The 13086-nt window shown below is 70.9% G+C and carries 6 protein-coding genes; all 6 read left to right on the forward strand.

Annotation, left to right across the window (positions count from 1 at the left end; translation table 11 throughout):
• Positions 1-44 precede the first annotated feature (44 nt).
• The 6 genes from DDQ50_RS07400 to DDQ50_RS07425 all read left to right on the forward strand — a co-directional run bounded on the left by DDQ50_RS07400 (position 45) and on the right by DDQ50_RS07425 (position 13009).
• Positions 45-1463: a serine/threonine-protein kinase gene (locus DDQ50_RS07400; protein ID WP_240614269.1), complete on the forward strand. Its 1419-nt coding sequence runs from the start codon at positions 45-47 to the stop codon at positions 1461-1463.
• 2 nt (positions 1464-1465) lie between these two features.
• Positions 1466-7420: an Ig-like domain-containing protein gene (locus tag DDQ50_RS07405; protein ID WP_133245931.1), complete on the forward strand. Its 5955-nt coding sequence runs from the start codon at positions 1466-1468 to the stop codon at positions 7418-7420.
• 63 nt (positions 7421-7483) lie between these two features.
• The gene (locus DDQ50_RS07410) at positions 7484-8455 is read left to right on the forward strand and encodes an AAA family ATPase (RefSeq protein ID WP_116755970.1); all 972 of its coding nucleotides are present in this window, start codon (positions 7484-7486) and stop codon (positions 8453-8455) included.
• Positions 8452-9873, forward strand: coding sequence for a DUF58 domain-containing protein (locus DDQ50_RS07415; protein WP_240614270.1), 1422 nt, complete (start codon positions 8452-8454; stop codon positions 9871-9873). Before DDQ50_RS07410 ends, DDQ50_RS07415 begins: the two co-directional genes overlap by 4 nt.
• Before the next feature lie 2 nt (positions 9874-9875).
• On the forward strand, positions 9876-12263 hold the full coding sequence (locus DDQ50_RS07420) for a transglutaminase-like domain-containing protein (RefSeq protein WP_116755971.1): 2388 nt from the start codon (positions 9876-9878) through the stop codon (positions 12261-12263).
• Positions 12260-13009: a zinc ribbon domain-containing protein gene (locus DDQ50_RS07425; RefSeq protein ID WP_133245932.1), complete on the forward strand. Its 750-nt coding sequence runs from the start codon at positions 12260-12262 to the stop codon at positions 13007-13009. Before DDQ50_RS07420 ends, DDQ50_RS07425 begins: the two co-directional genes overlap by 4 nt.
• Positions 13010-13086 lie beyond the last annotated feature (77 nt).

Here is a 13086-nt window from a genome sequence, read left to right on the forward strand (position 1 = left end):
GCCCGGCACGCACAGGAACCGCTCACTTCTGCAGCCTCGGGGGGATGACCATGGCGCGACGCCTTCCGTCAACGCCTCCCGCGCTGCCCGGTTTCAGCTACGTCCGAGCCCTCGGATCCGGCGGTTTCGCCGACGTCTTCCTCTACGAGCAGAACATGCCACGCCGCCAGGTCGCGGTCAAGGTGATGCTCTCCGAGGTCGTCAACGAGCAGGTCCGGCAGATGTTCCAGGCCGAGGCCAACCTCATGGCGCAGCTGTCGACGCACCCCTCGATCCTCACCGTCTACCAGGCGAGCGTGTCCGCCGACGGCAGGCCCTACCTCGTCATGGAGCTGTGCTCCGCCGGGCTCAGCGAGCGGTACCGGCGCGAGCCCGTCCCCGTCGCCGAGGTGCTGCGGATCGCGATCAAGATCGCCAGTGCCGTCGAGACGGCGCACCGCGCCGGCGTCCTGCATCGCGACATCAAGCCGTCCAACATCCTCACGACGGCGTACGGCCACCCGGTGCTCTCCGACTTCGGCATCGCCGCGACCCTGTCCGAGTCCGAGCGCACCGAGTCGATCGGGCTGTCGATCCCGTGGTCGGCGCCCGAGGTCCTCATGGACGAGACGGCGGGGACCGTGGCGAGCGAGGTCTGGTCGGTCGCCGCGACGATCTACAGCCTGCTCGCCGGCCGCTCGCCGTTCGAGATCCCGGGCGGGGAGAACAAGTCCGTCGATCTGATCTCGCGCATCAACCGCGCCAGACCGCAGCCGATCGGCCGGCCCGACGTGCCGCCGAGGCTCGAGTCGATCCTCCAGCGGGCGATGTCGAAGAAGCCCGAGCAGAGGCCCGCGAGCGTGCTCGAGCTGATCCGCGAGCTCCAGTCGGTCGAGACCGAGCTGGGGGTACCGCAGACCCAGATCGAGGTCGCCATGGACGACTGGGCGCTCGCGACCGTCGCCGACCTCGAGGACCGCACCCGGGTGCGGGGCATCCCGTCGCCCAAGGGCGCGCCCGAACGCCGGCGTCGCCGGGGCCGGCTCGCGGAGACCACCGGTGACTACCGACCGGTCGGCACGCTGCAGAGGCCGCAGAGCGGATCGCTCGAGCGCAGCCTCGCCCGGTCGCAGCCCGGCGGGCGAACCACCTGGCTCGCCTGGACTCTCGTCGCCGCCTCCGTGCTGGTCATCGCACTCGGTGCCACCGCCGCCTTCGTGCTCTTCCGCGCCGCGTCCGGAGACATCCCGACGGTCGACACCATTCAGGCCGAGGTCTCGGGGCGCTCGGTCGACTTCAGCTGGGACGACGTCGGAGCGAACGGCGACAGCTACCGCATCACCACCAGCGACGGCGGCTCGAGCGTGCAGAAGGGCACCACCTTCACCGTCGACAGCAACGGCCGCCAGGTCTGCATCACCGTGACAGTGCTCCGCGACGGCCGGCCGGGCGACGTCAGCCCTGAGAAGTGCGCGGGAAGCTGACGGTGTCCGGTCTGCCCGCGCGCGGTCGCAGCGTCCTCGGGATGCTGGCCCGGCGACGTTCGGTCACGATCACGTCGGTCGGCGTGGTGGCCATCGCGGCGGTGCTCGTGTCGACCGCCGTCGTCTCCGGCGGCTACACCGCGCAGCGGATGGACCTCGACGACGGCTCCGTCTGGGTGGCGAACGGGTCGAAGCAGGCGATCGGACGCGCCAACGAGCAGATCCTGCAGCTCGACACGGCGGTCGCGAGCACGAGCAGCTCGATCGAGGTCATCCGGCAGGGCGCCGACGTCATCCTCTTCGACAGGGCCAACAGCACGATCGACCTCGTCGATCCCGCCGTCGCCGCCATCGACGACACCGTCCCCGTGCCGCCGGGCGGAACCGAGGTCTACACGACAGGGCCGCAGGTCACCTCCGGCGTCGCGGTCGTCCACTCGGGTGCCACCGGTGACGCCTGGGTCGTCCCGCTCGAACAGCTCAGCGCCTACGACGCGCAGTCCGAGCCCGACCTGGTCTTCGGGGCGACCTCGGTGTCCTCGATGGACTCCGACGGCACCTTCTTCGTCTGGTCGCCCGATGCCGGCGAGGTGTCCCGCGTCGAGGCCGCCGACGGCGCCGTCGTCAACCAGACCTACAGCATCGAAGGGATCAGTCCCGACGACGACTTCGAGATAACCTCGGTCGGAGGGCGGTGGTTCCTCCTCGACACGACGACGCGGATCGTCTACTCCGAGGGGCGCAGCACCGACCTGTCGGCGCTCATCGGCGTCTCCGGTGCGCCGGTGCTCGAAACACCGGTGACAGCGGCGGACGGCGGTCGGGGTGCGACCGACCAGGTCTACATCGCCCACGCCTCCGGTCTCGTTCGGGTGCCGACCGGCGGCGGCGAACCCGAGGAGATCGCGGAGCGCGACCCCGTGCGCGGGCCCGGAACCGTCACCGCCCCGCTCGTCCGCGGGGGCTGCTCCTACGCCGCGTGGCCCGACGGTACGGTCTGGACCCGGTGCCTCGACTCGATCGACTCCGGATCGCGTGCGGGCACCATCACCCCCGCGGCCGGTATGGCCGCGACAGCGCAGCTCGCGTTCGCGACCAAGGGCACGCGCGTCCTCCTCAACGACGTGCAGAGCGGCGCGAGCTGGGCGGTGCAGGACGGCAACGCCCTCATCGACAACTGGGACGAGCTGCTCGAGACCGAGACCGACACCCGGGTGGTGGAGGACAACACGGAGGACACTCCTCCCGAGTACGACAAGCTGCAGGCCCCGCCGGTCGCGGTCGCCGACGACCTCGGTGCACGCCCGGGGCGCACCAGCGTCGTCCCCGTCCTCCTCAACGACTACGACCCGAACGGCGACGTGCTCGTCATCGATGAGGTGACCGGCTTCCCGCCCTCGGCGGGCTCCGTCACGCTCACCGGCGACCGCCAGCAGCTCCTGCTGACCCTCGCCGACGATCCGCCCGGCTCGTTCACCTTCGGCTACTCCATCTCGGACGGGCGCGGCGGCGAGGCGGCGACCTCGGTCACGATCACCTTGCGGGGCGACGACGAGAACTCCGCCCCCGTGCAGTCCCGCACCACCAAGGCGACGGTCGCCTCGGGGTCGCGGACCACCTCGCAGGTGCTGGGCGACTGGTACGACCCCGATGGCGACGCCTTCTTCCTGCGCTCCGCGTCGGCCGCCGCACCCGACAGCGTCACCTACAAACCCGACGGCGAGGTCGTCTTCATCGACGCCGGGGGAGCCGACGGGGTGAAGGAGATCTCGCAGACCGTCTCGGACGGACGCGACGACGGCACCGGCGTCCTCGCCGTGACGGTGCGCGCGCGCGGCGAGGTCCCGATCATCGTCGAACCGTTCGTGGTGCTCGCCTACACCGACGGCGAGGTCACCATCTCGCCTCTGCAGCACACCCGCGGCGGCAGCGCGCCCATCCGGCTCACCAATGTGCCCGACAAGGCGGGCGTGCGCATCACCGCCGACTACGAGGGCGGCACGTTCCGCGCGCAGAGCAGCGACATCGGCACCCACTACCTCGACTTCACCGTGACCGACGGTGCGGTCACCGTGACAGGGACCCTCCGGCTCGACGTCGAGGCCCCGCCCGACCCCGGGACCGCTCCGATCCCGGTGCCGCACACCGCGTTCATCCGTCAGGGCGGCACCGAGACCATCGACGTCGTCGCCACCGACATCGACCCGGCCGGCGGGGTGCTGCTCGTCGCCGGCGCCGACGAGCCCGACAACGCCTCCGGTCTGCGCGTCGAGCTGCTCGAGCAGCACCTGCTGCGGGTGACCCTCACCGGTCCGCTCGAATCCGGGACCGTCTCCTTCGGCTACACCCTGAGCAACGGCCTCGCGGAAGCGCAGGGCTCCGTCACCGTGGTCGAGATCCCCGAGCCCGCCCGGCTCCAACCGCCGATCGCCGTCCCCGACCGGGTATCGGTCCGCGTCGGCGACGCGATCGACATCCCCGTTCTGCTGAACGACGAGCAGCCCGACGGCGAATCGCTGACACTCGACCCCGTGCTCGTCGACGAGCTGCCCGACGGCGCCGGACTCCTGTTCGCCGCCCAGAACCGTCTCCGCTACCTGGCACCCCAGCAGACCGGAGACTTCACCGCCGTGTACCGGGTCGACGGACCCGACGGCCAGTGGGCGAGCGCCGAGGTGTCGATCTCCGTCCGCGAAGCCGACACGGCGTCGAACAACCCGCCCGTCCCGAAGACCGTGACATCGCGCGTCCTCGCGGGCGAGAGCGTCCGCATCCCGATCCCCCTCACCGGGATCGACCCCGACGGCGACTCCGTCCAGCTCCTCGGCCAGGAGAGCAATCCCGAGAAGGGCGCGGTCGTCGAGACCGGCTCCGACTGGATCGAGTACGAGGCGGGTGACTACTCGGCGGGAACGGACTCGCTGATCTACCGCGTCGTCGACGGTCTCGGCGCCTCTGCCACCGGCACGATCCGGATCGGCATCTCGCCGCGACTCGACGGCGCGCGCAATCCGGTCGCCGTCGCCGACGAGGTGACGGTGAGGCCCGGCAAGTCGGTCGCCGTGCAGGTGCTCTCCAACGACTCCGACCCCGATGGCGGGCAGCTCGACCTCGTCAGCATCGAGCCGACCACGACCGGTGCGGACGCGGAGATCGACGGCACGGTCGTCCGTTTCACCGCGACCGACGTTCCGGGCCGGTACGGGTTCGTCTACAGCATCGAGAACGCCCGCGGCGGGACGAGTTCGAACTTCCTCACCGTCGTCGTCGATCCCGAAGCCCCGCTGGCCCGCCCGATCGCGGAGGACACCGTGCTGGGGCTGAGCGACATCCTCGGCCGCACGAGCATCGACGTCAACGTGCTCGCGGGCGTCTTCTTCGCCGAGGGGAGCGTGCGCCGGCTCGACCTCGCGGTGCTCCCCGGATTCGGCGACACCGCGACGGTGACCTCGTCGAAGCGCGTGCGGGTCGAGCTCCAGGACCGCAGCCAGATCATCCCGTTCCGCGTCTCCCACCCCGACGACCCGAGCGTCACCGCGTTCGCCTTCATCCGCGTCCCCGGCTTCGACGACGCGCTTCCGCAACTGCGCAAGGGAACACCCCGACTCACCGTCGTGAGCGGGGAGCGCCTGGTGATCGATGTCAACGACTACGTGGTCGCCGTGGGCGGCAAGCGGGTCCGCATCACCGACTCCGGGTCGGTGCGGGCGACGCACAGCGACGGATCCGCCCTGGTCGCCGGCACGGGGACCCTGACCTATACGAGCGCCGACCAGTACTTCGGTCCGGCATCCATCTCGTTCGAGGTCACCGACGGCTCGTCGATCAGCGACCCGAACGGTCGGCGCGCGACGCTCGTGCTGCCGATCACGGTCACCCCTCGCGACAATCAGCCGCCCGTGTTCGACGGGGCGGTGCTCGAACTCGAACCGGGCGCCGAGCGCTCGGTCGACCTCGTCAAGATCACGAGCTACCCGTACGCCGCCGACATCGGAGAGCTCGCCTACTCGCTGGTCGGCTCCGCGCCCCCCGGCTTCCAGCTCTCGATCGACGGATCGAAGCTCATCGTCCGCGCCGACGAATCGACGCCGAAGGGCACCAGGGCGTCGACCATCGTCGGGGTGCGCGACTCCGTCAACGAGGGGACGGCCGGCCGGGTCCAGCTGACCGTCGTCGCATCGACCAGGCCTCTCGCCAATCTCGCCGCCGACGCCGTCGTCGCACCGCGAGGCCAGACGACCACGGTCGACGTGCTCGCCAACGACGAGGCGGGCAATCCGTTCCCCGGCAAGCCGCTGTCGGTCGTCGCCGTCCGCGGTATCGACTCGGCCGCACTGCCGGACGGTGTGAGCATCACCCCGAGCTCGGATCGCACCCGTCTCGCCATCACGGTCGGGGCCACCGCGGCGCCTCAGGACGTGACCGTGCAGTACCAGGCCCTCGACGCGACCGGCGACCCCGATCGCGCGGTGTGGGGTTCCGTGACGATCTCCGTGCAGGACAAGCCCGAGCCCGTCACGGGCCTGCGTCCCACCGGCTACGCCGACCGTGCCATCACGGTGGCGTTCGACCCGGGCTCGTTCAACAACTCGCCCATCACGGGCTTCGACGTCACCACCTACGACAACAGCGGCCGCACCCTCGCGACGACGCCCTGCGCGTCGACGACCTGCACCGTGACGACTCCGGGCAACGGTCCCAGCAATCGGATCCGGATCGGCGTCGTCGCCAAGAACGCGATCGGCACGTCGACGCAGACGATGCTCGGCGACGCGGTCTGGTCCGACATCGTCCCCGCCGCCCCCACCGATCTGGTGGCCCGGTCGCTCGACCACGGTCTGCGAGTCAGCTGGCGCAAGCCGACCGAGACCGGCGGAAGCCCGATCAGCTACTACCTGATCAGCGTGGCAGGCGTCTCGGTCACGAAGTACGTGGGCCGAGGCGACCCCGCCGGCACCGAGTACTCGATCGACCTGCAGGATCCCTCGGTCGGCAACGGCGGGGCGCTCCAGGTCACCGTCAGCGGTCGCAACGACGCCTTCGACGTGCTCAGCGTGTGGAACTCGGCGACGACATCGGGCACGCCCGCCGGCCCGCCGATCGTCGTCGGGTCGCCGGGAGCGACGACCGTCGACGGCGGCGCGACCGGTACGGTCACCGTCGGCTGGTCGGGCGTCTTCGACGGAAACGGCGCGGGCATCAGCCAGTACTACGTCGCCCGATACCGGGGCTCGCCCCCGACCTGCTCGGCGAACGGGGTGGGTTCCGCGAATCCCAGCCCGGTCGTGCCATCGCCGAGCGACGACTTCCGCCACGTCGGAACGGCGACGAGCGCCGACTTCCAGGTGGGCGCGAACGAGGAGAACCTGTTCGTCGTGTTCGCCTACAACGGGCAGGGCTGCACCTCGAGCGGTCAGATCGCGGTCACGACGCGGCAGGCCCCCGGCGCCCCGACGTCGGTCGGCCTCAGCGGGCCGACCTCCGACGGCGCGGGCCACTACGACTACCGCCTGTCCGGAGTCGCCTACGCCAGCGGCGGAGGCAACCCGAGCGTGCGCTACCTGTACCGCCTCGACGGCGGCGGAGCGGAGACACCGATCTCGATCGGCGACACCATCCGCGTCGGATACGGGGTCGAGCACACCATCCAGGTGCAGGTCTGCGAGAGCTGGCCCGGCAAGGAGCTGTGCTCGGGCTGGTCCGGCGACTCGGCCGCCTTCACCCCCATCGACACGGTCCCGGCAGGACTCTCCTCGCGCGAGGAGAACGGTGAGACGGTGTGGAGCTGGACCAGCCTGCCCTCCGGGTCGTACGACTCCGTGGAGTACATCTGCCAGCCCGGCGACGTCTGGACCGCGTCGAACGGGGGAGCCGCGGGAGAATGCCGGGGGAGCATCGGCACGCCGTTCCGCGTGCGGGTGACCGAAGCGGGGCAGCAGTACGTGTTCAGCTCCTGAGCGGAGCCTCGCGGCACAGCACCAACCATGAGCAGCACGACGGACGAGAGACGAGAGACCACCATGACGATGACCCCGGATCAAGCCGCGTGGTTCACCGACATCTTCGGCCGGATCGCGGCGAACATCGAGCAGGTCCTCCTCGGTAAGAGCCACGTCATCCGCCTCGCGCTCACCGCGATGCTGAGCGAGGGCCACCTGCTGCTCGAGGACAACCCCGGCACCGGCAAGACCTCGCTCGCCCGCGCCATGGCGCAGAGCGTGCAGGGAACCTCGAACCGCATCCAGTTCACCCCCGATCTGCTGCCCGGGGACATCACCGGCGTCAGCATCTACGACCAGCGCACCGGCGAGTTCGACTTCCACGCCGGCCCCATCTTCGCCAACATCGTGCTCGCGGACGAGATCAACCGGGCCAGCCCTAAGACCCAGTCGGCGCTCCTCGAGGTCATGGAAGAGGGATCCGTGACAGTCGACGGCGTCCGCCACCTGGTCGGCTCGCCCTTCATGGTCATCGCGACCCAGAACCCCGTCGAGCAGGCGGGCACCTACCGTCTCCCCGAGGCGCAGCTCGACCGGTTCCTGATGAAGACCTCGATCGGCTACCCCGATCACGCCGCCACGGTCCGCATCCTCGAGGCGTCCGTCGTCCGATCGCACGAGACGACCATCCCGACGATCGTCCCCGCCGAGATCGTCGTCGACATGGCGCACCTCAGCCGCAACGTGCACGTCGACCCGTCCATCACCGACTACATCTCCCGCATCGTCGAGGCGACCCGCACGGCGAGCGAGGTGCGTCTCGGCGCGAGCGTGCGCGCGGCCATCTCCCTCCTGCGCACCGCGAAGACGCTCGCCGCATCGAACGGCCGGCACTACGTCATCCCCGACGACGTCAAGGCGCTCAGCGAGCCCGTCCTGGCGCACCGGCTGCTGCTCGACGCGGAGGCGGAGTTCGACGGCGTCACCCCCTCGAACGTCATCGCCCAGCTGCTCATCGAGGTGCCGCCGCCGAGTGACAGGCAGGCCGTGTGAGCACGTCTCGGCATCGGACGGGGCCGGCCGACAAGCAGCGCGCCGAATCGACCGGCACGCGCGGTCTGGCGCGCACGACGACGGCATCGCTCTCGTCGACGCAGGGCCTCACCAACGCGCGGACGCGGCTCGTCGGGACGCGCACCGGCGTGCTCGCCGACCTCGCCGTCTACCTCGTCCGCGGCGCGCGTCTGATCTGGTCGTTCATCTCGCGGCTCGCCCGACAGGTGGCGTCGGTCGTCACCGCTCTCGGCTGGAGCATGCTCGCGCTCGTCGCGATCGCGTTCGTCGTCGGCTACACGGCGGGATGGGCGGAATTCGTCGCGGTCGCCTGGGCGGGCACCGTGATCCTCATCGCGGCGTCGCTGTTCCTCATCGGCGGTGCCGCGCACGAGATCCGTCTCACCATGCCGCACGACCGGGTCGTCGTGGGCGACCGCGCGGTCGGTGCGCTGATCGTGCGCAACCCCCTGCGCAGGCGGCTCCTCGGGGCCAAGATCGAGATCCCCGTCGGGGAGGGCCTGCTCGAACTGCCGCTTCCCTCCCTCGCCGGCGGCGCCAGCCACGACGACGTCTTCACCGTTCCGACGACGAAGCGCGGCATCATCCGGATCGGCCCGGTCCGCACCGTCAGGGCCGACCCCATCGGGCTCGTCCGGCGCGAGCACCTGTGGGCGGCGAGCGTCGAGCTCTACGTCCACCCCCGCACCGTGTCCGTCCCCTCCACGAGCACCGGTTTCGTCCGCGATCTCGAGGGGCAGGCGACACGCGACCTGACCTCGAGCGACATCGCCTTCCACGCGCTCCGCGAGTACCAGCCGGGCGACGACCGCCGCTACATCCACTGGAGATCGACCGCGCGTCAAGGCGTGCACATGGTCCGCCAGTTCGAGGAGACGCGGCGCAGCCACCTCATGGTCGCCCTCAGCCTCGCCGGCGCCGACTACGAGAGCGAGGAGCAGTTCGAGCTCGCCGTCAGCGTCGCGGGGTCCCTCGGCGTGCGCGCCATCCGCGACGGACGGACGGTCTCGGTCGTCGCAAGCGAGCGAACCCCCGAGTTCGCCAAGCGCAAGGTCTTCGCCGCACGCACGCTCCGCACGGTCACCCCGACACGTCTGCTCGACGATCTCGCGAGCATCGAGTACGCCGGGTCGGCGCTCGGCGTCGTCGATCTGGCCCGCGTCACCGCGGAACAGGTCACCGGCATCTCCGTGGCATTCCTCGTGCTCGGCAGCCCGCCGACCGTCGCTCAGCTGCGCACCGCAGCCGCCGCCTTCCCGGCGGGCGTCGAGGTCGTCGCCGTCGTCTGCGACGCGGGCTTCGCGCCCGGTCTCACCCGGGTCGGCGAGCTGACGGTCCTCACCGTCGGATTCCTCGAGGACCTGCAGAAGTCGCTGGCCCGTTCGAGGGCGGCCTGATCATGACTCCGCCACGCATCCCGGGAGCCGGGCGAGGAGACCGGGGCGTCGCGACGAGACCGTCGCTGCCGCGGCTCTCGAGGTATCGGAGCGCGAGGACCGCCGACACGATCGTCGCCGTCGTCCTGCTCGATCTGGCCATGATCGTCGCCGCATCCCTGTTCTGGCCCATCCACATGAGCGCGGCCGTCATCGTCGCCGCGGGGGTGGCCCTCGCCGCCGGCACTCTCATCGCCGTACTGGGCGCACGGTTCCGCTGGAACTCGGCGATCGTCGCGGGATCCACCGTCCTGGCCTTCCTCGTACTCGGGGTGCCGGCGGCCGTGCCGGGACAGGCTCTTCTCGGAGTGATCCCGACCGTTCCGGGGCTCGCCGACCTGATCGCGGGTGCCGCCCTGTCGTGGAAGGAGCTGCTCACCATCTCGCTGCCGGTCGGCAGCTACGAGGCGCTCCTCGTCCCCGTCTTCCTTCTCGTCCTCGTGCTGTCCGTCGTCTCGCTCACCGTCGCGCTCCGGGCGCGATGGGGCGAGCTCGCGGCGCTCGGGCCCGCCGTCCTCTTCGTCGCGGCGATCCTGCTCGGACCGGCGAGCGCGACCCTCCCGCTGATCACGTCGCTCACCCTGCTGTCCCTGCTCCTCGTCTATCTCGTCTTCCGCCGTTCGCGCCGCCGCGGAGAGGCCATCCGACTTCTCAACGAGCAGTCGGGCACGACCGTCGAGGCCCGTGTCGACCGGCGGATCGCCGCCGTGCGCACGGCGGTCGGCGCCGCCGTGATCCTGGCCCTCGCCGCGGGCGGTTCGGTCGCGGCGTCGGCACTCGTCCCCCCGACGGGCTCGCGCGACGTGCTCCGCTCGGCGATCAAGAAGCCGTTCGACCCGCGCGACTACCCCAGCCCGCTGTCCGCGTTCCGGAGATTCCACGACACCGACACGGCGTCCGCCACGATCCTCACCGTCGACGGGCTCGAGGCGGGGGAGCGCGTCCGACTGGCGACGCTGGACAGTTACGACGGGGTGGTCTACACCGTCGGCAGCGCCTCCGTGTCGAGCGCCTCCGGCACGTTCAGCCTGGTTCCGTTCGACCTCGATCGCAGTGGCGACGAGGGTCGCCGTGCCGAGGTGACGATCCAGGTCGGCGATTACTCCGGGGTCTGGGTCCCCGATGTCGGCGCGCTCGAGAGCATCCGGTTCGAGGGGGCCCGAGCGAACGAGCTGACCTCCACCTTCTACTACAACGACAACAGCGGCACCGCTGCCTCTCTCGCGGGCATCGCGCCCGGCGACAGCTACACGCTCGAGGCCGTCATCCCCACCGCGCTGGGCGATGAGGAGATCGCCGAGCTCGAGCCCGGACGGATCGCGGTGCCCGAACCGGCCGTCATCCCCGACGGGCTCGACGCCGCTCTCGCCTCCTACACCGACGGAGCAGGCTCCGTCGGCGAGAAGCTCGTCGCGGCGATCGATGGTCTCCGGACGAACGGGTACGTCAGCCACGGCGGTCCCGACGAGCCGTTCAGCCGTTCCGGGCACTCCGCAGGACGCATCACCCAGCTCCTCACCGACCAGCCCATGCTGGGCGACGCGGAGCAGTACGCCGTCACCGCGGCGCTGATGGCCCGCCAGCTCGGCTTCCCCGCTCGCGTCGTGGTCGGCTTCGCATCCCCGGACGACGCCTCCGGGACGCTCGACCTCACCGGTGCCGACATGACCGCGTGGATCGAGGTCGCGGCGGCCGGTGCCGGATGGGTCGCGATCGACCCCAACCCGCCGGTCCGCGAGGTGCCAGAACCGCAGCCCGACGACGCCACCAAGGTGGCGCGACCGCAGTCCGTGGTCCAGCCTCCGCCCGATGAGCGCATCGAGCCCGATCAGATCGTGCCGCCCGACGTGCAGGAGAACGAGCAGGATGCCCCGCTCCCGGCGTGGCTCGCCATTCTGCTCGCCGTCCTGCAGGTCCTCCTCTGGATCGTCATCGTGCTCGCCGTGCTGCTCGCGCCGTTCGCGGCGATCGTGGGCGCCAAATGGCAGCGACGGCGCCGACGCGACAGGGCCGCCGACCCGCTCGAGCGGATCCGCGGCGGATGGGACGAGTTCGCCGACGCCGCCGCCGACCACGGCTACGAGCCGCCCGACTCGGCGACCCGCTACGAGGTCGCCATGGCGGTCGGAGGCAGGCAGCCGCTCGTCCTCGCCGCCGCGGTGGACCGCGCGACCTTCGGACCCTCGCTTCCCGTCGACGCCGATGCCGACCGTGTCTGGCGCTCTGCGGGCGAGCTCCGCGGGTCGATGGGGGCCGGACGCTCGCGATGGGAGAAGATCAAAGCGCTGGTGTCGACCAGATCGTTCACGCGCAACCGGCGGAGACGACAGCGGAAGGGGGAATCGACGTGACCTGCTCCCACTGCGGGGCCGATCTCCCGGTCGGAGCCATGTTCTGCGGCGAGTGCGGCAGTGCGGTCACGACTCGCGCCGCCGTCCGACCCTCCATGCCGCCGATCGCACCCGTTCCCCCCGCCCGGCACTCCTTCGCCTCGACCGGCGTGCAGCCCGTCGTCGTCACGCCGTCGACCGTCGAGGAGGAGCCGAGCCCCGATCCTGAACCGGCCGGGAACGGGGTCGTGCCCGAGGCCGGCGTCGACGAGACGGGCGAGGACGGCGACCAGCGCTCGACGCGCGTCGTCGATCTGCTCGAGAACGACGAGCAGTGGCAGCCCGAATCCCTCGCCGGCGCGCACTCGTTCCCGCCCGCCGCCGCGGCCCAGCCGGACATCGACGAAGCGACGCGGATGCCGGAGCGCGCCCGCCCGCCTGCCGCACGGTTCGGCCTGCACTTCAGCACGGGCGAATCGGTGACCGTCGAGGGGACGGGTCTCATCGGTCGTCGTCCCATGGCGCAGCCGGGGGAGTACTTCGATCACTACGTGACCATCGACGATCCCGGCCGATCCGTCTCGAAGACCCATCTCGAGTTCGGTCAGGAGGGCGGCGCATTCTGGATCAGCGACCGGTACTCGGCCAACGGGACCGTCGTGCGCGAACCCGATCGTCCGCCGCGCATGTGCCCGGCCGGCATGAGATCCCGGGTGACCCGTGGCGCCCGCGTCGAGATCGGCGAGCAGTTCTTCCTCGTCAGCTGACAATGCTCTCCACAGAGTGCCCGACGACCGCGTTCTCCACCTGATTCCCCGGCCGCGGCTCCCGTCGCGTGTCGGCC

The sequence above is a fragment of the Amnibacterium flavum genome, from assembly GCF_003097495.1.
Taxonomy (GTDB): domain Bacteria; phylum Actinomycetota; class Actinomycetes; order Actinomycetales; family Microbacteriaceae; genus Naasia; species Naasia flava.